Raw genomic sequence first — 25,799 nt, forward strand, 5'->3', positions numbered from 1 at the left:
GGCGAAAGTGCGCCACCTCCAGGGTGAATCCGGGCTCGAAATCGCCATGAGCGCGGCGCAGAACCTCAGGCATCGCCATGAGCGTGGCGCAGAATCACAGTCACCGCCATGAGCGCGGCGCACAACCGCGAACGCCGAGGTGGTCACGCGTTGTCGTCGGATGCGTGGGAGGACCGTGCCTGCCCGGCGCGCGCCTCACCGGAGTCGCCGGTGTCACTGAAGTCACTGGCGTCGGCGTGACCATCGCCGGCGTCGGCGTGACCAGCGTCGGCATCGCCGGCTACCGCAGGGTTGCCAGCGTCCGCAGCATCTCCCTCGCCGGCCGCGTCAGCGTCACCTCCAGCGCCCTCCTCAACAGCGCCCGCCTCAACAGGGTCGTCTTTGCGCTTGAGGCCGATGATGAGACCGGCGATCGCGAGCACGAAGCACGCGACGAGCCCGACCGTCAGCCCGGGGGCGAGCGCGTAGGCCTTCGCCAGCGCCTGGAAGCCGAGGAAGCCGACGGTCGAGTAGACGAGCGCCCACGCCGAACCGCCGATGATGAGCGCCGGAATGTACCGGCGCGCGCTCATCCCCGAGGTGCCGGCAGCGAGGTTGACGACTGTCTGGAGCCCGACCGTGAGGAAGCTCAGCGCAACGATCGGCGAGCCGTAGCGGTTGATCATCGCCTCGGCCCTGCGGTACTTCCGTCCCGACATGAGCCGGTCGACGCGGTCGATGCGGCGGATGCCGTTGCGGGCGAGACGCCCGAGCAGGTAGGTGCCGCCGGCGCGGGCGAGGATGATGCCGAAGAGGATGAGCCACGTGACGGCGACGGGGAACGACCAGTCGAGGGGGTTCATCGGCGCTGCGCCTCACCGTGCCGGGTGCTCTTCGTGCTCACCCTTCGAGTCTACGGCATCCCAGGTTAGTCCGCCCTAACCTGAGGTGCGGCGAGACGGGCCATCTCAGGCGCTCACAGCCACCTCATCCCGACAGCCGCCGGGCCGCACCCGCTCACACGCGCACGCCCCCGAGCCACACCTGGTCCACCCGGTCCTCGATGCCGCGGACGTCGTCGGTGCTGAGGTCCCCGTCGACGAGGACGAGGTCGGCGAGGAGGTCAGCAGCGATGCGCCCCCGGTCGTCGTGCCCGAGGAGGTCGGCGGCCACCGAGGTGCCGGCGGCGAGCGCCTCGGCCCCGGAGAGTCCGGCGCCGGCGAGCAGGCTGATCTCCTCGAGGTTCTCCCCGTGCGGGCCGACTCCGGCGTCAGTGCCCATCGCGATCCGCACCCCCGCCTCGTGGGCGCGCACGATCGAATCGTGGTGGGCGTCGATGACGGCCTTCGCCTTGTCGATGACCGACTGCGGCATGTTCGCCCCCGCCTCGGCGGCCTTGATGACGGCCCGCGGCGCCTGAAGGGTGGGGACGAGGAACGTGCCGTGCTCGAGCATGAGGTCGATCGCCTCGTCGTCGAGGTAGATGCCGTGCTCGATCGAGCGGACACCGGCGCGCACCGCGGCCTTGATCCCCGGTGCGCCCTGCGCATGGGACATGACGTGCGCGCCCTGGGCGGTCGCCTCGGCGACGATCATCGCGATCTCAGCGTCGGAGAACTGGGAGTGCCGCGGATCGTCCCGCGGGGAGAGGACCCCGCCGGTCGAGCAGATCTTGATGTGGTCGGCGCCGGCCCGGAGCAGCTCACGGGCCTTCCTCTGCACCCCTTCGACACCGTCGGCGACCCCCGAGGGGCGACCGGGGTGGGCGGCGAGGAACGGGGACTCGGCCCCGGAGACGAGGTGGTTGTCGCCGTGCCCGCCGGTCTGGGACATGATGTTGACGGCGATCGTCAGCCGCGGCCCGGGCACGACCCCGGTCTCGACGGCCGTCTTCGTCCCGAGGTCGGTGCCTCCGGCGTCGCGGACCGTCGTCACCCCGCCGGCGAGCGTGTCGGCCATGTGCCGCACGGAGTTGTAGAACTGGAGGGAGAACGGGTCGTGGAAGGCCGAGACGTTCGCCGCGCCTGCGCTCATGAGATGGACGTGGCAGTCGATGATGCCGGGCACGAGCGTGCGATCGGTGGCGTCGACGAATTCGTCGTCGGCGTTGTGGGACCCCTGCCCCGCCTCGGTGATCGCGGTGATCCGATCGCCGTCGACGACGACATCGCGCCGTCCGGGGACGAACCGGGTGCCGTCGAAGACCTTCGCGTTCGTGAAAACCGTGACCATGGGCGCTCTCCTCAGCATCGTGGAATGGTGTCGCAGCGGGACCGGCCGACCGATCCCCGTGATCCTTCACATCTATCACGTCACCGTGTTCCACGTCATACCGGCGTTCACGTGCCCGACACCTTCTCCGGTTAAGATCATCAGCGAATACTCAGTCGGCGCTCACGGCGTCGACCTGGCAGCTCGATCCGGAAGTACTGTGACAGAACACGCCGCGCAATTCCCTGCCCAGCCCCGCCCCCGCGAGGATCGCACCCTCATCGATGTGCTCCTGGAGACTGCGGGCGCCCACGGCGACCAGCCCGCGATCGACGACGGCAGGATCGTGCTCAGCTACTCCGAGCTCATCGCCGACATCCGCGATCTCGCCCTCCGCCTCGCCGAGGCGGGCATCGGTCCCGGTGACAAGGTGGGGGTGCGTGTGCCGTCGGGGTCCGTCGACCTCTACGTCGCGATCCTCGCAACGATGATGCTCGGTGCCGCCTACGTCCCCGTCGACGTCGACGACCCCGATGAGCGGGCCCGCACCGTGTTCGCCGAGGCGGCCGTGACCGGGGTGATCACCGAGGGCCGGGCGATCGAGGCCCGCACCGCGCGGGGTCCGCTCGAGCGCACCGAGATGCGCGGGCCGACGCCCGACGACGACTGCTGGGTGATCTTCACCTCCGGATCGACGGGCACCCCGAAGGGCGTGGCCGTCTCCCACCGCTCGGCTGCCGCGTTCGTCGACGCCGAGGCGGCCCTTTTCCTCGCCGAGGAGCCGCTCGGTCCCGGTGACCGCGTGCTCGCCGGTCTCTCCGTCGCCTTCGATGCCAGCTGTGAGGAGATGTGGCTGGCGTGGCGGCACGGGGCCTGCCTCGTCCCCGCCCCGCGCGCCCTCGTCAAGTCCGGCATGGACCTCGGGCCGTGGCTGTCCTCGCGCGGCATCACCGTCGTCTCGACGGTGCCCACGCTCGCCGCCCTGTGGCCGGCCGAGAGCCTCGACGCCGTGCGCCTCCTCATCTTCGGCGGCGAGGCCTGTCCCCCCGAACTCGCCCGCCGCCTCAGCGACGAGGGCCGCGAGGTGTGGAACACGTACGGCCCCACCGAGGCGACCGTCGTCGCCTGCGCGGCCCTCCTCGACGGGACCGAGCCGATCCGCATCGGCCTGCCGCTCGACGGCTGGTCGCTCGCCGTCGTCGACTCCGCCGGCGCCCCCGTGGCCGAGGGTGAGACCGGTGAGCTCATCATCGGCGGCGTCGGCCTGGCCCGCTACCTCGATCCGGCCAAGGACGCGGAGAAGTACGCGCCCATGCCGAGTCTCGGCTGGGAGCGCGCCTACCGGTCCGGCGACCTCGTCGTCAACGATCCCGCCGGCCTCATCTTCGTCGGCCGCGCCGACGAGCAGATCAAACTCGGCGGTCGCCGCATCGAACTCGGTGAGATCGACGCCGCCCTCCAGGCACTGGCCGGCGTCGAGGGCGCGGCGGCAGCGGTGAAGACGACCCCGGCGGGCACGGACATCCTCGTCGGCTACCTCGCAAGCGCCGCCCCGGACGCGCAGGCGCGGATCCCCGCGTGGGAGGAGGCGCTGCGCGCCGAACTGCCGGCCGCGCTCGTCCCCCGCCTCGCCCTCATCGACGAGCTGCCGACGAAGACCTCGGGCAAGGTCGACCGCGCCGCCCTGCCGTGGCCGATGGGCGGGGAGGCGGAGACCGCGGACAGCACCGAGGTGTTCGACCCCGCCACCGAATGGATCGCCGACCAGTGGACGGCGGTCCTCGGATCCCGCCCGGGTGCGGACACGGACTTCTTCACGGTCGGCGGCGGCAGCCTCGCCGCCGCCCAGCTCGTGTCCCGGCTGCGCGGCCAGCACCCGAGCGTCACCGTCGGCGACATCTACGCCCACCCGCGCTTCGGTGCGCTGGCCACTCTCTGCCTCGGCGACGACGGGGCCGCCGCTCCCGGACCGATCCGGGAGATCGGGCGGACGTCGAAGGGCATGCAGGCGTTCCAGACGCTGCTCGCGATCCCCGTCCACATCCTCGGCGGGGTGCGGTGGGTCGTCATCGCCATGGTGCTCGCCAACCTCGCGAACCTCCTCGGCGCCGACGTGCCCCGGACGCCGTGGCCGGTCGTCATCACCCTCTTCCTCGTCTTCGTCACCGCGTGGGGGCGGATGCTCATCTCCGCCGGCGCCGCGCGCCTGCTCCTCGCCGGGCTGAAACCGGGCGTCTATCCGCGCTCGGGCTGGGTGCACAAGCGGCTGTGGCTCGCCGAGCACATCGCCGACCTCGCCGCTGCCGTCTCCGTCGCCAGCGCCCCCTGGGTGGGGTGGTACGCGAAGCTGCTCGGCAACCGCATCGGCCCCGACGCGGACCTCCATTCCGCCCCGCCGGTCACCGGTTTCCTCACCCTCGAAGGGGGTGCGGCGATCGAACCCGAGGTCGACCTCAAGGGCTGGTGGGTCGATGGTGACCTCCTGCGCATCGGCACGATCGTCGTCGGGGAGAACGCGACTGTCGGCGCCCGGTCGACGCTCATGCCCGGGACGCAGATCGGTGCCGGGGCGCTCGTCGAAGCCGGTTCCGCGGTGACCGGCAAGGTGCGGCGCAACCAGATCTACTCGGGCTCCCCGGCCGTGCGCATCGGCAAGGCGAAGAAGACGTGGCCCGCCCCGCCGCAGCGCCGTCGCCTGCCGTTCCTCTTCTACGCCGCCGGCTCCCAGTTCAACGCCGCCCTGCCCTACCTCGCCGCGGTGCCGGGGCTCCTCCTCATGGTCGCCGTCTCCGGCATCTCCGTCGTCGAGAACCCGTGGCTCGTCCTCGCGTGGTCACCGGTGCTCGCCTGCGTGTGGTTCGTCTGCACGGCCTTGTTCATCCTCATCTCCGTGCGCGTCCTCGCCATCGGCATGGAGGAGGGCGAGTTCCCCGTCCGGTCGGCCCGCGGCTACCGGGTGTGGGCGACCGAGCGTCTCCTCGACCTCGCCCGCGACCTCCTCTTCCCCCTCTACGCCTCGATGCTCACCCCATGGTGGCTGCGGGCGCTCGGGGCCAAGGTCGGTCCCGGCACGGAGATCTCCACCGTCGTCTTCGTCCCGAAGATGACGACGATCGCCGCCGGCGCCTTCCTCGCCGACGACACGATGGTCGCGAGCTACGAACTCGGCCACGGGTGGATGCGCGCGGGCCGGGCGAAGGTCGGCAAACGGGCGTTCCTCGGCAACTCGGGCATCGCCTCACCGGGCAGGCGGGTGCCGAAGAACGCGCTCGTCGCCGTGCTCTCGGCAGCCCCGGCGAAGGCGAAGAAGGGCTCCTCGTGGCTCGGGTCTCCCCCGGTGCAGCTGCGCCGGGCCGCCGTCGACGCCGACGAAGCGCTCACCTACGCCCCGAAGCTCGGCGTGAAGATCGCCCGCGGCATCTTCGAGACGCTGCGGATCACCTCGGTGATGGTCGGCGGCGCGCTCGTCGCCGCAGTCATCCTCACGATCATCGCCCTCCTCGGCGTCCCCGGCGGACCGGCCTCCCCGGCCGGCGGCTTCCTCGCCTCCGTCGGGCTCGCCCTCCTCACCTCCGGGGTCGTCATGATGGTCGCCGGCGCAGTGGCCGCGGGCTTGGCGGTCATCGCGAAATGGGTCTTCGTCGGCCGGATCAGCCCCGGGGACCACCCGCTGTGGTCGTCGTTCATCTGGCGCGGCGAAGTCGCCGATTGCTTCGTCGAACTCGTCGCCGCCCCCTGGTTCACCCGCAACGCCGTGGGCACCCCGGCGATCGTGTGGTACCTGCGCGCGATGGGGGCGAGGATCGGGCACGGCGTGTGGTGCGAGTCGTACTGGCTGCCCGAGGCCGACCTCGTGCGCCTCGACGACAATTCGACGGTCAACCGCGGTTGCGTCGTCCAGACCCACCTCTTCCACGACCGGGTGATGAGCCTCGACGAGGTCACCCTCGAGGCCGGGGCGACGCTCGGACCCAACAGCGTCATCCTGCCCGCGGCGACCCTCGGGCAGAACGCGACGGTGGGGGCGACCTCGCTCGTCATGCGCGGCGAGTTCGTGCCGCCCCATGCGTACTTCAGCGGCAATCCTGTCATACCCTGGGTGGATGCACCTGAACTCCCTGAGCGCGCCCCGGTCGAGCACCCCGTCGATGCTTGATCCCTATACGCCGGGCGTCGGCAGTGCGGATCTGCTCATCGACCACTATGACATCGACCTCGACTACCGGATCGGGCCCAACCGGTTGGCCGGGAAGGCGCGGCTGACCGGCCGGGTGCTCACGGAGACGTCGACGATCGTCCTCGATCTCACGGGGATGCGGGTGACGAAGGCGAGCGTCAACGGCCGCAAGGTCCGCTACTCGCTGCGCGGGAAGAAGCTGCGGCTGAGCACCGAGGCGCTGGGGAAGAACCAGCCGGTGCGCATCGACATCGCCTACGAGGGCAATCCGCAGCCGGCGATCGGCACGTGGGGCGACATCGGCTGGGAGGAGCTCGAGGACGGCGTCCTCGTCGCCGGTCAGCCCGTCGGCGCCTCGACGTGGTTCCCGTGCAATGACCATCCCTCGAACAAGGCGAAGTTCCGGATCCGGGTGCTCACGGAGTCCGAGTACACGGTCGTGTCCAATGGCGACCTCGTCGAGAAGGTCCGCAAGGCCGGACGCACGGCGTGGACGTTCCAGTCGACGACACCGCTGGCGACGTACCTTGCGACCGTGCAGATCGGCCGGTACCGCAGCGCCGAGCTGCCCGCCCCGCCCGGTGTCGCCCCGAGCCCCGTGCCGCTGACGGTCTTCGCCGGTGAGGCCTGGCAGACCGCGGTCGCGCGCCTGCCCGTCCAGCACGCGATGATGACCCTCTTCGTCGACCGCTTCGGTCCCTACCCGTTCGACCGCTACGACGTCGTCGTGACGAACGAGGAGCTCGAGATCCCGCTCGAGTCGCAGCCGCTGTCCGTGCTCGGACCCAACCACCTCGGCCCCGAATGGGAGGCCGAACGGCTCGTCGCCCACGAGTTGGCCCACCAGTGGTTCGGCAATTCGCTCACCCCGAACAGTTGGTCGGACATCTGGCTCAACGAGGGCTTCGCGTGCTACGCCGAGTGGCTGTGGTCGGAGGAGACGGGGCTGATGAGCGCCGACGAGTGGGCCCGGACCTGGCATCGGGCGCTCAGCGCCTCCCCGCAGGACATCGTGCTCGCCGATCCCGGGGGCCCCGACATGTTCGACGACCGCGTCTACAAGCGCGGGGCGCTCACCCTCCACGCTCTGCGGCTGACCCTCGGCGACGACGTCTTCTTCGCGTGCGTGCGCGAATGGACGACGCGGCACCGGCACGGCAACGTCACGACGAGGGATTTCATCGACAGCGTCTCGCGCACGTCAGGGCGTGACATCGCCGAGGTGGTTCGTCCGTGGCTGACCGAGACCGCACTGCCGCCGCTGCCGTTACCCCAGCTGCCGCACGAGCAGGTCTGAGTCGCCGCTGCGCCCGACGGGTGCGAATCCGCGGCTGCGGTAGAGGTGGGCGGCGCCGTTGCCGTCCTCGACGGCGAGGCTGACAGCGCGGACCCTGGAGAGCCGGGCGAGCGTGAGGAGGACGTCGAGGAGGGCCCCGCCGATCCCCTGCCCCTGGTAGGCGGGGAGCACGGCGATCGAGAGCTCCGGGATGTCGGCGGCGACCCACCCGTAGCCGGCGAACGGCGCGGTGGCCTCTTCACCGGCCTCGTCTCCGACCTCGGCGACGAAGTCCGCCTGACCCGATTCGTCCTCGACCACCTCGGCGATGGCCCCGCCGTCTTCGGAATCGTCGTCGACGACGCTCGAGGCGATGACGGTCGAGTGGGGCTCGAGCCCGGCGATGAACGTCGCGTCCGCGGGAGCCTCCTCGTCGCCGGGGATCGCGGCGGGGTCGGCATAGCGCAGCCACGCAAGGCCGACGATCTCCTCCCCGGCCTCGTCGTAGCAGGCCACGGCGAGGTCGCCTCGGCGTCCCCAGTCTGAGAAGTACGCCCGCGCATCGGGTCGGTCGACGAGCTCGGCGCGCGGAATCGTCGGCTTGTCCATCGACCAGTTGAAGGCGAGGTCGACGAAGGGGACGAACACCTCGTCGGGGGTGTCGGCCGGCAGGGGCCGGATCCGGGTGCGCAGATCGTGCTCGCTCATGTCAGTCCCTTCTCTACCGCGGTGCGGATCCAGGTGTGGTTGCGCACGCGCCAGCCCAGGGTGAGCGCGCGCAGGCCGATGAAGCCGAGGCAGAAGGTCGCCCACAGTCCCAGCGCGCCCGGCCACAGCGCGGTGATGGGGATGAGGACGAGGGCGTAGCCGATGACGGCGACGAGCTGGGCCAGGGCGAGGTAGCGGGCGTCCTCGGCGCCCATGAGGACCCCGTCGAGGACGAAGACGTACCCGGCGATCGGCATGCCGAGGGCGAGGATCGGCAGGAGCCCGGTCAGCGTCGCGATGACGGCGGGGTCGGAGGAGAAGACGCGCGGGATGAGGCCGGAGCCGGCGAAGAGGACGAGCCCGACGATGATCCCGAAGACGATGCCCCAGAGGATGAGGCGGCGGTTGATCGCGGCGACGGCCTCGACGTTCCGCGCTCCGAGCTGGAGGCCGATGAGGGCCTGACCGGCGATCGCGAGGGAGTCGAGGGCGAGCGCGAGGGCGAAGAAGAGGCTCTGGGCGACCTGGATCGCCGCGAGCTCCGTCGTGCCGGCTGCGGTGGCGAGGACGACGAGGACGATGAGGGACGCACGCAGGCTCGCGTTGCGCACGAGCAGCCAGCCGGAGGTCTTCGCCGAGGAGAGGACACCGGCCCAGTGGGGGCGGAAGCTCGCGTGGAAGCGGCGGGCCGCGCGGAGGCTGATGAGGAGGTAGACGGCGCACATGCCGGCCTGCGCGACGACGGTGCCGAGCGCGGATCCGGCGACGCCGAGGCCGAGGCCGTAGATGAAGAGGGCGTTGAGACCGATGTTCGCGACACAGCCGACGGCGGCGACGACGAGCGGGGTACGGGTGTCCTGGAGTCCGCGCAGCAGCCCGGTCGCGGCGATGACGACGAGCATGAACGGCAGTCCCCACCACGAGATCGCCAGATATGTCTGTGCCCCGGACGCGACCGCGGCTGCCGGTCCGAACGCGGCGATCGCCGTCGACAGCAGCGGCAGTCCGGCGACGAGGAGCGCCACCGAGGTGACGAGGGCGAGCCAGATGCCGTCGAAGCCGGCCCCGACGGCACCGCGGATGTCCCCGGCGCCCATCCGCTTGGCCACCCGCGGAGTCGTCGCATAGGCGAGGAAGATCATCAGTCCGAGCACGGTCTGGAGGATCGTCGAGGCGATCGCGAGTGATCCGAGGGCATCGGCGCCGAGGTGGCCGACCATGGCCGTGTCGGTGAGCAGGAAGATCGGTTCGGCGATGAGCGCGCCGAGAGCCGGCAGCGCCAGCCGAAGTATGTCCCTGTCGATCGCTGCCACGCCTGCGAGTCTATCCAATCGCAGGTGCGGCGGCGATGAACGGGGCGGGCTCAGACGACTTCGAAGAGCCCGGCAGCACCCTGCCCGCCGCCGATGCACATCGTCACGACGACGTACTTGACGCCGCGGCGCTTGCCTTCGATGAGGGCATGGCCGACGAGGCGGGCCCCGGTCATCCCGTAGGGGTGGCCGACGGAGATGCCGCCGCCGTCGACGTTGTAGCGTTCCGGGTCGATGCCGAGCCGGTCCCGGCAGTAGAGGGCCTGGACAGCGAAGGCCTCGTTGAGCTCCCAGAGGCCGATGTCGTCGATCGTCAGACCGTGACGCTCGAGGAGCTTCGGCACGGCGAAGACGGGACCGATGCCCATCTCGTCCGGGGCCACGCCGGCCACGGCCATGCCGCGGTAGATGCCGAGCGGGCTGAGTCCGCGGCGGGACGCCTCGGTGTCGGACATGAGGACGGCCGCCGAAGCGCCGTCGGAGAGCTGGGAGGCGTTGCCGGCGGTGACGCTCGGATGCTGCGAGGCGACGCCGGGGTCGAGGACAGGCTTGAGTCCGGCGAGGCCCTCGAGGGTGGTCTCGGGGCGGTTGCCCTCGTCCTGGGTGAGCGTGACCTCTTCGGTCGAGGTCTCCCCCGTCGCCTTGTCGACGACGACCTTCGTCGTGGGCAGCGGCACGATCTCCGCGTCGAAGCGTCCGGCGGCCTGCGCGGCGGCGGTGCGCTTCTGCGATTCGAGGGAGTAGGCGTCCTGCTCCTCGCGGCTGACCCCGTAGCGTTCGGCGACGATCTCCGCGGTTGCGAGCATCGGGTAGTAGATGCCGGGCACGTTCTCCTCGAGCCACGGATCCTTCGCCCGGAAGGTGTTCATGTGCTCGTTCTGGACGAGCGAGATCGATTCGACGCCGCCGCCGACGGCGATCGACTGTCCGTCGACGATGATCTGCTTGGCCGCGGTCGCGATCGCCATGAGCCCCGAGGCGCACTGGCGGTCGACGGACATCCCGGCCACGGTGACGGGGAGGCCGGCGCGCAGGGCGGCCTGGCGTCCGATGTTCGTGCTCTGGCTGCCCTGTTGGAGGGCCGAGCCCATGATGACGTCGTCGACCTCCGCGCCGTCGACGCCGGCGCGCTCGACGGCGTGGGCGATCGCGTGGCCGGCCAGCTCCTGGGCCTGCGTGTCGTTGAAGGCGCCGCGGTAGGCGCGTCCGATCGGGGTTCTGGCGGTGGAGACGATGACGGCGTCGACCATGACTGTCCTGCTTCCCTCGTGGCGATGGATGGTGGGGTGGTGCGGTTGCGGGGTGGTGCGGTTGCGGGGTGGTGCGGTTGCGGGGTGGTGCCGGCGCCCCGATCAGCTGCGGGGGCCGGGTCTGGCGCGGGGACGGTCCCCGATCAGTTCCGGGGGCCGCCGGCGACGTAGATGACCTGACCGGAGACGAATCCCGCGCCCTCGGAGACGAGGAACGACGCGGTGTTCGCGATGTCGTCGGGGGTGCCGGCACGGCCGACGGGGATCTGGCTGATCGCCGCCTTCTTGAAGTCGGCGAAGTCGACGCCCACTCGCTCGGCTGTCGCCTTCGTCATGTCGGTCTCGATGAAGCCGGGGGCGATCGCATTGGCGGTGACGCCGAACTTCCCGAGTTCGATCGCCCACGTCTTTGTCATGCCCTGGATGCCGGCCTTCGCCGCGGAGTAGTTCGTCTGTCCGCGGTTGCCGAGCGCCGAGGTCGACGACATCGACACGATCCGCCCGAACTTCTCGGCGACCATGTGCTCCTGAACCGCCTTGGCCATGAGGAACGCCCCGCCGAGGTGGACGGAGAGCACCTTCTCGAACTCCTCGTAGCTCATCTTGAAGAGGAGGTTGTCGCGGAGGATGCCGGCGTTGTTGATGAGCACGGTGGGAGCACCGAGGCGGTCGGCCACCTCGGCGACGGCGGTAACCACGGACGCTTCGTCCGAGACATCGGCGGCGAGTCCGATCGCCTCGCCCCCGGCTGCGGTGATCGCGTCGACGGTGTCGTCGGTCGGCCCCATGTCGAGGACGGCGACCTTGAGCCCGTCGGCGCTGAGCTTCTTCGCGATCGCGGCGCCGATGCCGCGTCCGCCGCCGGTGACGATTGCTGTGCGTGCCATGGATGACTCCTTCAGTGACGGATCATGGGGCGGTCAGTGGCGGAGGGCGAGGCGATCGTTCTCTGTGATGCACACCTCACTGCCGCTTCCTCCCACTGTAGACCATCACTGAACGAATGATTGCTCACCGGTCGGCCGCCTCGGCGCGTACGGGGTCATGGAGGACACCGACACGAGCGCGCGACTCCCCTGCCCCACCGACGCCCCGAACCGGCAACTACGCCGTCACCCGGCAATGACGCCGTCACACGACAGCCACCACTCCATCGACGCCCTCAACCGGCAAATACGCGCTTAGCAGACGGCGTATTTGTCGGTTCACCGCGTCGAAGCCCAGTTCCACCCCGCGCACTGCACCGAGGCGGCTGGACCGACGCCCCGAACCGACCGCGACGCCCCCAACCGACACATACGCGGTCAGCCGACAACCACCACTCCACCGACGCTCTCAACCGACAAATACGCGCTTAGCAGACGGCGTATTTGTCGGTTCACCGCGTCGAAGCCCAGTTCCACCCCGCGCACTGCACCGAGGCGGCCGGACCAACGCCCCGAACCGACCGCGACGCCGTCAACCGGCAATGACGCGGTCACCCGACGGCCGGCACGCCACCGACGCCCCGAACCGACAAATACGCGGTTAGCAGACGGCGTATTTGTCGGTTCAGCGCGTCGAAGCCCAGTGCCGCCCAGCACACCGCACCGAGGCAGCCGCGTCGAAGCCCAGCGCCGCCCAGCACACCACTCCGACGCGGCCGGAGACGGCCCTCCACCCGCGGCGGGGCAACCGGCCTACTCGTCGAGGAAGCGGGAGACGTCGCCGGCGCCGACGCGGGCGACCTCAGGGTACTTGCCGGTGAAGTCGATGACCGAGGTGGGCACGACGCCGGGGGTGCCGGAGTCGATGACGACGTCGACCTCGTGGCCGATCTGGTCCATGACGTCGTCGGCCTCGGTGAGCGGATCCTCGTCGCCGGGCAGGAGCAGGGTCGAGGAGAGGATCGGCTCGCCCATCGCCTCGACGAGAGCCAGAGCCGTCGTGTTCTGCGGGATCCGCGCGCCCACCGAGTGCTTCTTCGGGTGCATCATCCGCCGCGGCACCTCTTTCGTCGCCTTCATGATGAACGTGTACGGGCCCGGCGTCATCGACTTGATCGCCCGGAAGTCCGAGTTGTCGACGATGACGAACTGCCCGAGCTGCGCGAAGTCATGACACATGAGCGTGAAATGGTGCTTGGAGTTCAGGTGCCGGATCCGCGTGATCCGCTCGATGCCGTCCTTGTTCTCCAGAGCGCACCCGAGCGCGTAGCACGAGTCCGTCGGATAGGCGATGAGTCCGCCGTCGCGCAGAACCTGCGCGGCACGCTCGATGAGTCGGGGCTGCGGGTTGTCAGGATGGATCTCAAGAAGTGTCGCCATGCTTCATGGTAACCACGGCCGACGGTCCCTGTGAACGGCGCGGCCGTCGAGAAGATGCCCATCCGCCGAGGCGGTCGCCCGTGTTCGCAGGCGTCCAGTGGCTGTCCGGGCCCGACGTCCACTGAGGCGGTCGCCCAAATCCGCGGGCGTCCAGTGGCCGTCCGAACCCGACGGCCGCCGAGGCGGTCGCCCGAGTCTGCGGACGTTCAGTGGCCGCCCGCGTCTCCGCCCGTCCAGTGGCCGTCCGGGCCCGACGCCGCCGAGGCGGTCGCCTGCGCCCGCGGCTGTTCAGTGCCCGGGTCTCGTCTTCCGTGACAGCAGTCGGGCACCGGGATCCGTCGGCTGCAACGTGTTCGGAGTCTTACCCGCCTCCGGGGTCGCGCGCGGACCCATGACCGTGCCGGGGTGGGAGTCCTTCGCCGTGTGCGGATCGGAGGCCAGGAGGATGTTCACCCACTTCGCCCGCGGGTCGGCGTCGACGAGGAGGGCTTTGACGAGCAGGGTCGCCGGCAGGGCGAGCAGAGCGCCGAGCCAGCCGAGCACCCACACCCAGAAGAGCAGGGAGAGGAAGGACACGAGCGGGGTGACGCCGACGGATTCGCCCGTGAACTTCGGCTGGATGATCGCCTGGATGACGAAGTTGAGGACCGAGTATGCGGCGATGACCCAGAGCGCCGACTGCCAGCCGCTGTCAACGAGGGCGAGCAGCGCCGGCGGGACGAGGCCGATGATGAACCCGATGTTGGGGATGTAGTTCGTGAGGAACGCGAGCACACCCCACACCCATACGAGCGGGACGTCGATGATCGCGAGCGCCACGACGTCGAGGACGGCGACGATGAGACCGAAGATCGTCGCCACCACCCAGTACCGGCGCACACCGCTGGCGAATCCGCCGAGCGCGGCGGCCAGCGACGGCTTCGCGTCGACGAGCATCGTCATCCGCTGGCCGATGCCCATCGAGTCCATCGCGACGAAGAAGACAGCCATGACGACGGTCGTGAGCAGTCCGGCGACGACGGAGACGTTGGTCAGCAGCGGGGTGACCGCATCGATGATCGACCGCGCATTGAACCCGCGCAGCTGGTCTTCGAGCACGCTCGAGGTCACCCCGAGCTGCGAGAGCAGGGACATGAGACTGTGGTACGTCGAGACGATCTCGCTGCTGTAGCTCGGGATGAGCAGCACGAGTTCGGCGATCGACCAGGCCGTGAGCCCGAAGAACGCGACGATCATGCAGAGGACGAGGACGACGGAGATCACCGCGCCGATCGCCCCGGGCACCCGGTGCCGGGTGAGGAACTTCTGCAGCGGGTAGACGACGATGTAGAAGTTGAGCGCGAGGAAGACGGGCGCGACGATGTCCTGGAGTCCCCGGAAGAACGTCAGGGCATACGCGATGCCCGCGATCGTCAGGGCGATGACGAGGGCTCTGGCCGGCGGGCGCGCATGCCATGGCTGCTGCTGACCTCGAGCCTGGGTGTCATCGCTCAACTACCGACCTCGTCTCTTCTCCCTGATGCGCATCGACAGCTCGATGGGGGTTCCCTCGAAGCCGAATGTCTCGCGCAGTCGCCTGATGATGAAACGACGATACCCCGGTTCAAGGAATCCTGTGGTGAAGAGCACGAATTTCGGCGGCCGGGACTGCGCCTGGGTGCCGAAGAGGATGCGCGGCTGCTTGCCGCCGCGGACCGGGTGGGGGTTCGCGGCGACGAGTTCGCCGAGGAACGCGTTGAGACGTCCGGTCGGGATGCGCTTGTCCCAGTTCTCCAGCGCCGTCTCCATCGCCGGGACGAGCTTCTCGGCGTGTCGGCCGGTCTTCGCGGAGATGTTGACCCGCGGCGCCCACGAGACATGCGCGAGGTCGCGTTCGATCTCGCGTTCGAGGTAGTAGCGGCGCTCCTCGTCGAGGAGGTCCCACTTGTTGAAGGCGAGGACGACGGCCCGACCCGCCTCGGCGGCGGTCGTGACGATGCGGACGTCCTGCTCGCTCAGCGGCTCCTGCGCCTCGAGGAGGACGACGGCCACCTCGGCTCGTTCCAGGGCCGTCTGCGTGCGCAGGGCGGCGTAGAAGTCGGCCCCGCTCGCCTGGTGGGCCCGCCGGCGGATGCCCGCCGTGTCGACGAAGCGCCACTGCTTGCCGCCGAGCTCGATGAGTTCATCGACGGGGTCGCGGGTCGTGCCCGCGACGTTGTCGACGAGCACGCGCTCGGAGCCGACGAGCTTGTTGAGCAGGGAGGACTTGCCGACGTTGGGGCGCCCGACGAGCGCGACCCTGCGCGGGCCGCCCTCCTCGATGCGCGTCTCGACGGCGGAGACCTCGGGGAGTACGTCGATCGCCTCGTCGAGGAGGTCGGCGACGCCGCGGCCGTGGAGGGCCGAGACCGACCACGGCTGGCCGAGGCCGAGACCCCAGAGTTCGGCGGCCATGAGCTCGCCGCGCTCATCGTCGACCTTGTTCGCGGCGAGGATGACCGGTTTCTTCTTCTTCCGCAGCATCTTCACGACCATCTCGTCGGTGGCCGTCGGGCCGGTCGTGGCGTCGACGACGAGGACGACGGCGTCGGCCATGTCGACGGCGACCTCGGACTGGATGGCGATCCGCGAGGCCATGCCCTTCGAATCGGAGTCCCAGCCGCCGGTGTCGACGAGGGTGAAGTCCTTGCCGTTCCACTCCGCGCGGTAGCTCACCCGGTCGCGGGTGACCCCGGGAACGTCCTCGACGACGGCTTCCCGTCGGCCGAGGATGCGGTTGACGAGCGTCGACTTCCCGACGTTCGGACGGCCGACGATCGCGAGGACGGGATCGGCCCCGTGTTCCTCCTCGTCCTCGACCTCGAAGCCGAGGGAGTCGAGCAGCGCCCGGTCGTCGTCTTCGAGCTCATAGCCCTCGAGGCCGGCCTCGAGCGCGGTCGCCCGCTGCTCGGCTTCCTCGTCGCTGATCTGCTCGAGACGCTCGGCCAGTGCCTCGTCGGGGGCCTCGTGGAATTCCTCTTCGGTCATCGTGCTTCCTTCACCAGATCGAGCACGGTCGTGACGACCTGCTCGAAGTCGAGATCGCTCGTGTCGAGGGTGTGGACGCCGTCGGCGGCGGTGAGGAAGCTCGTCGTCGCCGAGTCCTTCGCATCACGGCCGGTCACCTGGGCCTGAGTCGCGGCGACCGCCTCGGCGTCGTCACTGCCGTGGAGCTCCTTGGCCCGGCGGGAGACGCGGACGTCGTCGCGGGCGGTCATGAGGAGCCGGACCTCGGCGTCGGGGGCGACGACGGTCGTGATGTCACGGCCCTCGACGACGACGCCCGGGGCGGCGGCTGCGATGATGTCGCGCTGACGTTCGATGAGCTCGCTCCGGGCGTCGGGGACGGCCGAGACCGTCTGGACGTTCTCGGAGACCTCGGGGCTGCGGATCTCCTCGGTGACGTCGATGCCGTCGACGGACACGGAGAAGTCGTCGGGGTCCGTGGAGATCTCGAGGTCTGCGCCGCGGACCTGTTCGAGGACGTCGACGGGATCGGTGACCCCGCGGTTGAGCGCCAGCCACGCCATCGCCCGGTACATCGCACCGGTGTCGAGGTAGGCGTAGCCGAGCCGGCGGGCGACCTCCTTCGCGGTGCTCGACTTGCCGACTCCGCTGGGTCCGTCGATGGCGACGACGCTCATGTGGTTCCTTCCTTCTCGATGGCGGATTCGGGGATCCGCCATCCCAGTGACTGCAGTCCGTGTTCGAGTTCGTTCGCGTTCGCCGGCATCACCGAGACGTCGACGATGCCGAGCCGGCGCCCGGGCGCGTGGTCCATCCGGAAGTCCTCGACGTTGATGCCGAGGTCCCCGATGTCCTTGAACAGGGAGGCCAGCGTCCCCGGGGTGTCGGGGATGAGGACCGTGACGACAGCATATGCGGTCGGCGCCTGTCCGTGCTTGCCGGGGATCCGGTCGTGACCTTCGTTGCCGAAGGCGATCGTCCGCGCGATCACCCCGGTCGAGCCGGGACCGAGGGCGAGCGCGTCGATGACGGCGTCGAGTTCGCCGCGCAGGGCGACGAGCACGGCCCGGACCTCCTCGGCGTTGCCGGAGAGGATCTGCGTCCACAGACCCGGATCCGAGGCGGCGATGCGGGTGACGTCGCGCAGTCCCTGCCCGGCCAGGGCCACCTCGTCGAGCGGGGCGTGGCGCAGCTGGGAGGCGACGAGGGAGGACACGACCTGCGGGACGTGGGAGACCTTCGCGACGGCGGCATCGTGGATCCGGGGGTCGAGGTGGGTGACCGAGGCGCCGGTCGCCTCGGCCATCTCCTCGACAGCGGTCAGCCGGGCAGCCGGGGTGTCCTCATCGGAGCAGATCACCCACGGGCGGGCGATGAAGAGGTCGGGCCGCGCCGCGATCGCCCCGGACTTCTCCCGCCCGGCCATCGGGTGGCAGCCGATGTAGCGGTCGAGGGCATCACCGGTGACGAGCTCCCGGACGGTCTCGAGCAGGCGGGTCTTGATGCTCGCGACGTCGGTGACGGTGGCGCTCGGGTACGTGGTCAGCGCCGCGGCGATGACGCCGGCGGCAACATCGGGCGGGGTGGCGACGACGACGATGTCGGGGTCGGGTGCCGTGCCGGGTGCGACCGGCTCACCGGCGCCGAGGTCGGAGGCGAGCTGCTGCGCGGTCGGGGACGTGTCCTCGAGGGTGACGCTGTACCCGCGTCCGCGCAGGGCAAGGCCGAGGCTCGCACCGAGCAGCCCGGTGCCGATGATGTGGATCCTCACAGGTCGACGGCTTCGAAGAGCTCCCCGACCTCGTCGGAGCGCAGCGGGCGGATCTTGCCCTGCCGCTGTTCGGCGAGCGAGATCGGGCCGAACTTCGTGCGCACGAGCCGTTCGACGGGGTTGCCGATCGCGGCGAGCAGGCGGCGGACGACGCGGTTGCGTCCCGAATGGAGGGTGAGTTCGACGACGGAGCGGCCCGGGGTGGAGTCGACGAGGCGGAACTCGTCGACCTTGACGATGCCGTCGTCGAGTTCGATGCCGGCCTTGAGCCGGGCCGAGGCGTCCTTCGCGAGCTGACCCTTGACCTGCGCGAGGTAGGTCTTGGGGATCTCGTAGCGGGGGTGGGCGAGCCGGTTCGACAACTCTCCGTCATTGGTCAGGAGGATGAGGCCCTCGGTGTCCGTGTCGAGGCGCCCGACGTGGAAGATCCGCTCGGCGCGGTTGCCGACGTAGTCGGCCAGGGACTTCCGCCCTTCGGGGTCCTTCATCGTCGAGACGACGCCCGCGGGCTTGTTGAGGGCGAGGTAGATCTTCTGCGGGCTCGTCGAGATCCGCAGGGTGTCGACGTAGACGGACTGGGTGTCCGGGTCGATGCGGGTGCCGAGTTCGGTGACGACGCTGCCGTCGACCTCGACCCGACCGTCGAGGATGAGCTGCTCGCACGCGCGCCGGGACCCCAGCCCCGCCTCGGCGAGGACCTTCTGCAGTCGCACTCCCCCGCTGACATGGGCGTCGCCGCCCTTCGCGCCGGTGCTGGCGCGCTGCTTGCGGCTCGGTCGGTTGCTGCGCCCGCCGGGCGCCCTGGGATCGCGGTAGGGACTCATGGGGTCCATTGTCTCAAATCAAACGTCGTCTGGTGACATCTCGTCGCCGACTGTGGCGAGGACCTCGGTCTCGTCGGCGCCGAGTTCCTCGAGGTCGGAGTCCTCGGGCAGGTACGGGGCGATGTCGGGGAGGTCGTCGAGGCTCTGCATGCCGAGCGCATCGAGGAACTGGTGGGTCGTCGTGTAGAGGAGCGCCGAGGTGGTCGCCTCCTTCCCGGCTTCGACGATGAGTCCGCGCAGCAGCAGGGTGCGGATGACGCCGTCGACGCTGACCCCGCGGATCGCGGCGATCCGCGGCCGGGAGATCGGCTGCCGGTAGGCGATGACGGCGAGCGTCTCGAGGGCGGCCTGGGAGAGCTTCGCGCTCTGCCCGGCGGTGAGGAAGTCCTTGACGACGTCGTGGTAGTCGCCGCGGGAGAAGATGCGGAAGCCTCCGGCCACGGCCCGGATCTCGAAGCCGCGCTGCCGGCGCTGCTCGTCGCCGTCGTAGTCGCGGGAGAGCTCCTCGATCGCCGTCATCACGGTGTCCTCGTCGATGCCGAGGGCCGCGGCGAGCTCCGCGGGCGAGACCGCTGAGTCGCTGACCATGAGGACGGCTTCGATGCCGCCGAGGATCTCATCGTCGATCATTGCCCGTCCTCGCTCTCGTCGTCCGTGGGCACAGCGTCGTCGTCCTCGTCGTTCACAGAGTCATCCGCCGAGGCGGTGCCCGGTGCGTCGTGCCGCGCGTCGTCGTCCTCGTCGGCGCTCCATGTCCCCTCGGTGCGCAGATCGACCCCGTCCTCCGGGGTCTCGGTGCGGGTGATGAGGAGTCGGCCGAGCGGTTCGTCCTGGTCGAAGTCGCAGAGGCCGACCTTGAAGAGCTCGAGGAGGGCGAGGAACCGTGCGACGACGACGAGGGTGTTCTCCGCGGTGTCGAGGAGCTCCTGGAAGTCGAGCTCGCCGGCGCGCAGCAGCCCGAGGATGTGTCCGCGCTGCTCGGAGACGCTGACGAGCGGCAGGTGGATGTGGTCGACGGCGACCGTCGGCGGGGTGTGGTCGCGCTGGAGGACGGTGGCGAAGAGACCGGCGAGCTCGCCGGGTCCGATGCGGATCTCCAGCGGCGGCAGGACGTCCTGGAACTCTGCGTCGAGACCGACGTCGCGGGGCACGCGGATGGCCCCGGCGGTCATCGCCTCGGCGAAGTGGGCGCTGACGGACTTGTACGCCCGGTACTGGAGGAGCCTGGCGAAGAGGAGGTCGCGGGCCTCGAGGAGTTCGAGGTCGAGCTCCTCCTCCCCCTCCTCGTGCGGCAGCAGCCGTGCGGTCTTGAGGTCGAGCAGGGTGGCGGCGACGAGGAGGAACTGGGAGATCTCCGCGAGGTCGGCGGCACCGTCGCGGTCCCCGCCGGAGCGCAGACTCGTCGTGTACGCGATGAACTCGTCGGTCACCTCGGCGAGGGCGATCTCCGTGATGTCGAGACGGCGTTTCGAGATGAGACCGAGCAACAGGTCGAAGGGACCGGAGAAGTTCTCCAGTTCGACCTGGAAGCCCGTGGGCGCGTCCCCGGTGCCGGAATCCCCGGTGCTCGATTCCTCAGGCATGGCGTCCGCGGTGACGGTCTCGCTCAGGGCGCGCCTCCGCGGGCGATGAGCTCACGGGCGAGCCTGCGGTACGCCTCGGATCCGGGGTGCTTGGGGGCGAAGCTGGTGATCGGCTCGGCGGCGACGGAGGCGTCGGGGAACTTCACGGTGCGGTTGATGACGGTGTCGAAGACCTTGTCCTCGAACGCCTCGGAGACCCGGCTCATCACCTCTTTCGAGTGCAGGGTCCGCGAGTCGAACATCGTCGCGAGGATCCCGTCGACCTCGAGGGAGGGGTTGAGGCGGTCCTGGACCTTCTCGATCGTCTCGACGAGGAGGGCGACGCCGCGCAGGGCGAAGAACTCCGTCTCGAGCGGGATGATGACGCCGTGGGAGGCGGTGAGCGCGTTGACGGTCAGCAGGCCGAGCGAGGGCTGGCAGTCGATGAGGACGACGTCGTACTCGCCGGCGACCTTGGCAAGGACGCGGGAGAGGACCTGTTCGCGGGCGACTTCGCCGACGAGCTGGACTTCGGCCGCGGAGAGGTCGATGTTCGCCGGCAGGACGTCGATGTAGTCGAACTCGGTCTCGACGATGACGTCGTGCGGGTCGAGGCGCGGGTTCATCAGCAGGTTGTAGATGCTGATGTCGAGGTCGTAGGGGTTGATGCCGAGCCCCACCGACAGGGCGCCCTGCGGGTCGAAGTCGACGAGGAGGACCTTGCGGCCGTACGCGGCCAGGGAGGCGCCCAAGTTGATCGACGACGTCGTCTTCCCGACCCCGCCCTTCTGGTTGACCATGGCGATGATGCGTGCGGGCCCGTGCGAGTCCAGCGGGGCGGGTTCGGCGAAGTCGTCGACGCTCTTCGCTGCGGGGAGATCCAACGCCTGTTGCGGATTCATCACTCGGTCGGCCACCTTTCGTTGCGTGCTGTGCACAACCCTACCGCGCTCGGGGGTGCGAGGTGGCGTAGACCTCGCGCAATGTTTCCTCCGACACCTTCGTGTAGATCTGCGTCGTCGTCACCGAGGCGTGCCCGAGCAGCTCCTGGACGACGCGGATGTCCGCCCCGCCCTCGAGGAGGTGGGTGGCGAAGGAATGGCGGAACGTGTGCGGGGAGACCTCGGTCTCGAGTCCGGCGAGTTCCCCGGCGGCGACGACGATCTTCCACGCCGTCTGCCGCGACATCCGCGTGCCGCGGGCGTTGAGGAAGAGTGCCCCGGCCGGCGCGCCGGAGGCCGCCTTCGCCGCCATCGCCGGGCGCACGCGTGTCACCCAGGCCCCGAGGGCCGCGGCGGCATGGGATCCGAACGGGACGATCCGCTCCTTCCCGCCCTTGCCGTAGAGGCGGATGAGCCCGGTCTCGAGGTCGAGGTCGTCGAGGTCGGCGCCGACGGCTTCGGAGATGCGCGCCCCGGTCGCGTAGAGGAGTTCGAGGAGGGCAGCGGCCCGCAGCTGCGCCGGCTCCTCTCCCGCCGTCGTCGCGAGCATCGCCTCGACTGCGGACACGGACAGCGCCTTCGGCAGCCGCAGGCCCTCCCGCGGCGGACTGACCTCGGACGCGGGGTCGGTGTCGGCGAGCCCGTCGGCATGGGCGAAGGCATGGAAGCGGCGGACCGCGACGAGGGCACGGGCCCGGGTCCGCGGAGCGAGGCCCGAATCCTGGAGATGGAGCGCGAAGTCCTCGATGTGCGTACGGGTCACCTCGCCGAGGCGGCCGATCCCCTGCGCCGCCAGCCACGTCCCGTACCGGCCGAGGTCACGGGCGTAGGCGTCGATGGAGTTGAGTGAGAGACCGCGTTCGAAGCGCAGCGCGCCGAGGTAACCGGCGAAGGCGCGCTCGAGCGCCGCGGGCAGGTCGGGAAGGAGTTCGGCACCGTGCCTGGCCATGCCGGCTCAGGACTCAGCCGACGGCGGGGCCGAGATCGATCCGGCCGGGGGCGCGTCGCGTCCGTCGACGAGGAGCCGGGGCGCGTCGACCGGACGTGTGGGTGCGCTCTCGCCTGCCGCCTCGCGGCGGACGACGTTGGCGACCTGGAGGATCGCGAGCTGGGCCACGGAGTTCGTCAGGCGGCCGTCGGCGATCGCCGCGAGCGCCTCGTCGAGGTCGACCCAGCGGTAGACGAAGCCGGCCTCCTCGTCGCTGCGCTCATGCCGGTCGGCGGCGGCCACCGGGGTGAGGTCGCGGGCGAGGTAGAGCCGCATCGTCTCACTGCTGCCGCCCGGGGAGAGCACGGAGTCCGAGAGCACCCGCCACGATCCGGCACGCAGGTCGGCCTCCTCGGCGAGCTCCCGCTGCGCGGCCGTGAGCGGGTCCTCGCCGGGAATGTCGAGGAGTCCTGCCGGCACCTCCCAGAGCCGGGCCCGGACGGGATGGCGGTACTGCTGGACGAGGAGGATCTGGTTCTCCTCGTTCAGGCACGCCACGGCCACGGCACCCGTGTGCGCCATGAGGTCGCGCACGAGTCCCGTGGCTTCGGGCAGGTCGAAGGTCTCGCGCCGGATCGACCACACGGCACCCTGGTACGCCTCGGTCGATGCAGTGATCTCCGGGGTGAACGGGATGTCGTGGAGGTCATTCACCGGCGCGGTCCCTCACCGGTTCGCCAGAGCGGCGGCGACGAGGCCGGCGAAGAGCGGATGCGGCTTCGTCGGGCGCGACTTCAGCTCGGGGTGCGCCTGCGTCGACACGTAGTACGGGTGGACGTCGGCGGGCAGTTCGACGAATTCGACGAGCTCACCGTTGGGTGAGGTGCCGGAGAACTGCAGCCCCGCCTCGGCGAGCTCATCGCGGTAGGCGTTGTTGACCTCGTAGCGGTGGCGGTGGCGTTCGCTGATGTCGGTCGCCCCGTACGCGCCGGCGGCGACGCTGCCCTCGGTGAGCTTCGCCTGGTACGTGCCCAGACGCATCGTGCCGCCGAGGTCGCCCTCGCCGTCGACGATCGACATCTGCTCGGCCATCGTCGCGACGACGGGGAACTTCGTGTCGGGGTCGAACTCCGAGGACGACGCGCCCTCGATGCCGGCGGCGTGACGGGCGTACTCGATGACCATGCACTGCAGGCCCAGGCACAGGCCGAGCGTCGGAATCCCGTTCTCGCGGGCGTACTTGAGCGCACCGACCTTGCCCTCGATGCCGCGGACGCCGAAGCCGCCGGGGATGCAGATCGCGTCGAGGCCCGACAGCGCCGCGGCGGCACCGGCCTCGGAGTCGCACTCGTCGGACTGGATCCATTCGATCTTCACCCGGGCGTCGTTGGCGAACCCGCCGTGGCGCAGCGCCTCGGTGACGGAGAGGTACGCGTCGGGCAGGTCGATGTACTTGCCGACGACGCCGATGCGCACTTCCTGCGCCGGATTGTGCACGCGTTCGAGCACCCAGTCCCACTTCGTCCAGTCGACGTCGCGGAAGGGCAGGTTGAGGCGGCGGATGACGTAGACGTCGAGACCGCCGTCGTGGAGGACCTTGGGGATCTCGTAGATGCTCGAGGCGTCGACGCAGGGCACGACGGCTTCGAGGTCGACATCGCTGGCCGAGGCGATCTTCGCGCGGATCGAGTCCGGCAGGTCGCGGTCGGAGCGGAGCACGATCGAGTCGGGCTGGATGCCGATCGAGCGCAGCGCGGCCACGGAGTGCTGGGTCGGCTTCGTCTTCAGCTCGCCCGAGGGCCCGAGGTAGGGCACGAGGGAGACATGGATGAAGAAGACGTTGTCGCGGCCGACGTCGTGGCGGACCTGGCGGGCGGCCTCGAGGAACGGCTGGGATTCGATGTCGCCGACGGTGCCGCCGATCTCGGTGATGATGACATCGGGACGGTCCTCGGCGGGACGTTCGGCCTGCGCGCGCATCCGGGACTTGATCTCGTCCGTGATGTGCGGGATGACCTGGACGGTGTCGCCGAGGTAGGCGCCGCGGCGCTCCTTGGCGATGACCGAGGAGTAGACCTGTCCGGTGGTGACGTTCGCGGCACCATCGAGGTCGATGTCGAGGAAGCGCTCGTAGTGACCGATGTCGAGGTCGGTCTCCGCTCCATCCTCGGTGACGAAGACCTCACCGTGCTGGAACGGGTTCATCGTTCCCGGGTCGACGTTGAGGTAGGGGTCGAGCTTCTGCATGGCGACCTTGATGCCGCGCTGAGTGAGCAGGTGTCCGAGGCTCGATGCCGTCAGACCCTTGCCGAGAGAGGAGGCGACGCCTCCGGTGACGAAGATGTGCTTGACTGTGTTCGGCTCTTGGGCCCCGATACGATTCACCACGGAATTTGATTCTATCAAACCGGCTGTCGGGAATTCGACGCGGCGTCGGCCTCGGCATAGACGCCGAGGAGGCTCGAGGCGATCTGGCCGGGGTTGTCGACGTCGATGACCCGCTTCTTCGCGGCGATCGCCTGTGCGCCGCGGGCGGCGGGGTCGTCGAGAAGATGATTGATCTCACGCAGCAGCCCGTCCGTGTCGTCGGGGGCGACGATCGGCGCCGAATCGCCCCAGATGCCCGCACGGCGCTCGTTGCCGATGAAGATCGTCGGCTTCGACAGCTGCATGAGGTCCTCGTGGCTGAGCCCGGTCATGTTCTCCGCGGCGATGACGAGATCGGCGGCGGCGACGACGTCGACGAGGTCGTCGGCCGGGGCGACGATGACGCCGCGGTCGGCGAACGAGTTCGCCACGGTCCTCCGGTCCCGGCCGGTGCCGGTGAGGACGGTGACGGCGCGGCGGTCGCGGCGGCGGGTGTTGATCTGGCCGGCGGCGTCGAGGACGGTCGCGAGCGCCGTGTGGTCCTTGAGCGCGATCGGGCTCGCGATCATCCACGTGCCGTCCTTGATGCCCAACTGCTTGCGCACCTGCGCCCGGGACATCGTCACCGTGAGGTCGGTGTCGATGTCGGGGGTGACGAGTTCGGCGCGTTCGACGAGCGGGACGGAGCCGGCGAACCATTCGACGACGGGTTCGGTCGTCCCGAGCACGGCGGTCGCGGTGCGGGCGACGACCTCGGCGCCGGTCTTCTCGATGACATCGGCCGGGTCGAAGTTCTCCACCGTGGCCACCGCCGTCGGGTGGAGCCGGGAGGGCAGTCCCGTGAAGCCGAGACCGGTCAGGGTGGCGGCGTGGAGGCCGTGGGCGTGGACGACGTCGACGTGCGGGTAGTGCTTGTGGAGGATGAAAGCCGAGTTCGGGTCCGAGGGGCTCAGCCGCCGCTTGGCCGTCAGCGGGATCTCCCGGTAGTTCTCCCGCAGGTCAGCAGGCACCTCGATCGTCTCGAGCAGATCCGGGTGAGCGGCGAGTCCGACCTTGAAACCGGCCTTGAGATGGCCGATCACGGCGATCTTCGCGACCTCGGCGACGGGTCCCGTCGTCTCGGCGAGCACGTGGAGGATCCTCGTGGCGGTGCTCAGCGGCTGGATCTCGGCGGTGTGGCTCATTCCCTCATCCTCTTTCT

21 protein-coding genes are annotated in these 25,799 nt (G+C 69.9%); 2 read left to right on the plus strand and 19 right to left on the minus strand.

Annotated features, from left to right (window positions below):
* Positions 1-143 precede the first annotated feature (143 nt).
* Both FJ887_RS09170 and FJ887_RS09175 read right to left on the minus strand, forming a co-directional pair.
* Entirely contained in the window at positions 144-842 is a 699-nt protein-coding gene (locus tag FJ887_RS09170) for a DedA family protein (RefSeq protein WP_249356869.1), read from the minus strand.
* A gap of 154 nt (positions 843-996) precedes the next feature.
* Entirely contained in the window at positions 997-2,211 is a 1,215-nt protein-coding gene (locus FJ887_RS09175; protein ID WP_137826479.1) for a metal-dependent hydrolase family protein, read from the minus strand.
* A 199-nt stretch (positions 2,212-2,410) separates the two neighbouring features.
* Between FJ887_RS09175 and FJ887_RS09180 the strand changes: the two genes are divergently transcribed.
* Together FJ887_RS09180 and FJ887_RS09185 are read left to right on the plus strand one after the other, a co-directional pair.
* The gene (locus tag FJ887_RS09180; RefSeq protein ID WP_137826480.1) at positions 2,411-6,346 is read left to right on the plus strand and encodes a Pls/PosA family non-ribosomal peptide synthetase; all 3,936 of its coding nucleotides are present in this window, start codon (positions 2,411-2,413) and stop codon (positions 6,344-6,346) included.
* Positions 6,294-7,664: a M1 family metallopeptidase gene (locus FJ887_RS09185; RefSeq protein WP_249356870.1), complete on the plus strand. Its 1,371-nt coding sequence runs from the start codon at positions 6,294-6,296 to the stop codon at positions 7,662-7,664. The genes FJ887_RS09180 and FJ887_RS09185 overlap by 53 nt, the downstream gene beginning before the upstream one ends.
* On the opposite strand, the gene FJ887_RS09190 is transcribed toward FJ887_RS09185, so the two are convergent.
* The 17 genes from FJ887_RS09190 to FJ887_RS09270 form a co-directional block, all read right to left on the minus strand.
* A complete protein-coding gene (locus FJ887_RS09190) occupies positions 7,635-8,351 on the minus strand; it encodes a GNAT family N-acetyltransferase (RefSeq protein ID WP_137826481.1) in 717 nt (238 codons plus the stop codon). The genes FJ887_RS09185 and FJ887_RS09190 overlap by 30 nt on opposite strands.
* Positions 8,348-9,664 (minus strand): MATE family efflux transporter, encoded by a 1,317-nt coding sequence (locus FJ887_RS09195; protein ID WP_137826482.1) that lies wholly within the window; start codon positions 9,662-9,664, stop codon positions 8,348-8,350. The genes FJ887_RS09190 and FJ887_RS09195 overlap by 4 nt, the downstream gene beginning before the upstream one ends.
* Before the next feature lie 50 nt (positions 9,665-9,714).
* Positions 9,715-10,914 (minus strand): acetyl-CoA C-acyltransferase, encoded by a 1,200-nt coding sequence (locus FJ887_RS09200; protein ID WP_137826483.1) that lies wholly within the window; start codon positions 10,912-10,914, stop codon positions 9,715-9,717.
* 143 nt (positions 10,915-11,057) lie between these two features.
* Positions 11,058-11,801, minus strand: coding sequence for an SDR family oxidoreductase (locus FJ887_RS09205; protein WP_137826276.1), 744 nt, complete (start codon positions 11,799-11,801; stop codon positions 11,058-11,060).
* Between the two features lie 792 nt (positions 11,802-12,593).
* A complete protein-coding gene (locus tag FJ887_RS09210; RefSeq protein WP_137826275.1) occupies positions 12,594-13,220 on the minus strand; it encodes an L-threonylcarbamoyladenylate synthase in 627 nt (208 codons plus the stop codon).
* 288 nt (positions 13,221-13,508) lie between these two features.
* Complete coding sequence (locus FJ887_RS09215; RefSeq protein ID WP_137826274.1) at positions 13,509-14,714, minus strand: AI-2E family transporter; 1,206 nt, start codon at positions 14,712-14,714, stop codon at positions 13,509-13,511.
* Positions 14,715-16,226: a ribosome biogenesis GTPase Der gene (der, locus tag FJ887_RS09220; RefSeq protein WP_137826273.1), complete on the minus strand. Its 1,512-nt coding sequence runs from the start codon at positions 16,224-16,226 to the stop codon at positions 14,715-14,717.
* Positions 16,223-16,882 (minus strand): (d)CMP kinase, encoded by a 660-nt coding sequence (gene cmk / locus FJ887_RS09225; protein WP_137826272.1) that lies wholly within the window; start codon positions 16,880-16,882, stop codon positions 16,223-16,225. The genes der and cmk overlap by 4 nt, the downstream gene beginning before the upstream one ends.
* Positions 16,879-17,976, minus strand: coding sequence for a prephenate dehydrogenase (locus FJ887_RS09230; protein WP_137826271.1), 1,098 nt, complete (start codon positions 17,974-17,976; stop codon positions 16,879-16,881). Before FJ887_RS09230 ends, cmk begins: the two co-directional genes overlap by 4 nt.
* A complete protein-coding gene (locus FJ887_RS09235; RefSeq protein ID WP_137826270.1) occupies positions 17,973-18,809 on the minus strand; it encodes a pseudouridine synthase in 837 nt (278 codons plus the stop codon). Before FJ887_RS09235 ends, FJ887_RS09230 begins: the two co-directional genes overlap by 4 nt.
* A 9-nt stretch (positions 18,810-18,818) precedes the next feature.
* Entirely contained in the window at positions 18,819-19,430 is a 612-nt protein-coding gene (scpB, locus tag FJ887_RS09240; protein WP_137826269.1) for an SMC-Scp complex subunit ScpB, read from the minus strand.
* Positions 19,427-20,383 (minus strand): segregation and condensation protein A, encoded by a 957-nt coding sequence (locus tag FJ887_RS09245; protein ID WP_137826268.1) that lies wholly within the window; start codon positions 20,381-20,383, stop codon positions 19,427-19,429. Before FJ887_RS09245 ends, scpB begins: the two co-directional genes overlap by 4 nt.
* A 23-nt stretch (positions 20,384-20,406) precedes the next feature.
* The gene (locus FJ887_RS09250; protein ID WP_137826267.1) at positions 20,407-21,264 is read right to left on the minus strand and encodes a ParA family protein; all 858 of its coding nucleotides are present in this window, start codon (positions 21,262-21,264) and stop codon (positions 20,407-20,409) included.
* 40 nt (positions 21,265-21,304) lie between these two features.
* Complete coding sequence (gene xerD, locus FJ887_RS09255) at positions 21,305-22,252, minus strand: site-specific tyrosine recombinase XerD (RefSeq protein ID WP_137826266.1); 948 nt, start codon at positions 22,250-22,252, stop codon at positions 21,305-21,307.
* 6 nt (positions 22,253-22,258) lie between these two features.
* Entirely contained in the window at positions 22,259-22,945 is a 687-nt protein-coding gene (locus FJ887_RS09260) for an NUDIX domain-containing protein (protein WP_137826265.1), read from the minus strand.
* A 12-nt stretch (positions 22,946-22,957) separates the two neighbouring features.
* On the minus strand, positions 22,958-24,637 hold the full coding sequence (pyrG, locus tag FJ887_RS09265) for a CTP synthase (RefSeq protein WP_137826264.1): 1,680 nt from the start codon (positions 24,635-24,637) through the stop codon (positions 22,958-22,960).
* Positions 24,634-25,782 carry a glycosyltransferase family protein gene (locus tag FJ887_RS09270; RefSeq protein ID WP_137826263.1) on the minus strand — a complete coding sequence of 383 codons (1,149 nt, stop codon included), beginning with the start codon at positions 25,780-25,782 and terminating at the stop codon, positions 24,634-24,636. Before FJ887_RS09270 ends, pyrG begins: the two co-directional genes overlap by 4 nt.
* Between the last annotated feature and the right edge of the window lie 17 nt (positions 25,783-25,799).

This window comes from Brevibacterium sp. XM4083, from assembly GCF_006489205.2.
GTDB lineage: Bacteria > Actinomycetota > Actinomycetes > Actinomycetales > Brevibacteriaceae > Brevibacterium.

Bases quoted from the DNA above. Each gene is read 5' to 3' on its own strand.
- FJ887_RS09210 (WP_137826275.1), bottom strand. From the start codon at position 13,220: ATGGCGACACTTCTTGAGATCCATCCTGACAACCCGCAGCCCCGACTC.
- FJ887_RS09245 (WP_137826268.1), bottom strand. From the start codon at position 20,383: ATGCCTGAGGAATCGAGCACCGGGGATTCCGGCACCGGGGACGCGCCC.
- der (WP_137826273.1), bottom strand. From the start codon at position 16,226: ATGACCGAAGAGGAATTCCACGAGGCCCCCGACGAGGCACTGGCCGAG.
- FJ887_RS09200 (WP_137826483.1), bottom strand. From the start codon at position 10,914: ATGGTCGACGCCGTCATCGTCTCCACCGCCAGAACCCCGATCGGACGC.
- FJ887_RS09175 (WP_137826479.1), bottom strand. From the start codon at position 2,211: ATGGTCACGGTTTTCACGAACGCGAAGGTCTTCGACGGCACCCGGTTC.
- FJ887_RS09270 (WP_137826263.1), bottom strand. From the start codon at position 25,782: ATGAGCCACACCGCCGAGATCCAGCCGCTGAGCACCGCCACGAGGATC.
- FJ887_RS09190 (WP_137826481.1), bottom strand. From the start codon at position 8,351: ATGAGCGAGCACGATCTGCGCACCCGGATCCGGCCCCTGCCGGCCGAC.
- FJ887_RS09250 (WP_137826267.1), bottom strand. From the start codon at position 21,264: ATGAATCCGCAACAGGCGTTGGATCTCCCCGCAGCGAAGAGCGTCGAC.
- FJ887_RS09185 (WP_249356870.1), top strand. From the start codon at position 6,294: ATGCACCTGAACTCCCTGAGCGCGCCCCGGTCGAGCACCCCGTCGATG.
- FJ887_RS09235 (WP_137826270.1), bottom strand. From the start codon at position 18,809: ATGGACCCCATGAGTCCCTACCGCGATCCCAGGGCGCCCGGCGGGCGC.
- xerD (WP_137826266.1), bottom strand. From the start codon at position 22,252: ATGGCCAGGCACGGTGCCGAACTCCTTCCCGACCTGCCCGCGGCGCTC.
- cmk (WP_137826272.1), bottom strand. From the start codon at position 16,882: ATGAGCGTCGTCGCCATCGACGGACCCAGCGGAGTCGGCAAGTCGAGC.
- scpB (WP_137826269.1), bottom strand. From the start codon at position 19,430: ATGATCGACGATGAGATCCTCGGCGGCATCGAAGCCGTCCTCATGGTC.
- FJ887_RS09205 (WP_137826276.1), bottom strand. From the start codon at position 11,801: ATGGCACGCACAGCAATCGTCACCGGCGGCGGACGCGGCATCGGCGCC.
- FJ887_RS09170 (WP_249356869.1), bottom strand. From the start codon at position 842: ATGAACCCCCTCGACTGGTCGTTCCCCGTCGCCGTCACGTGGCTCATC.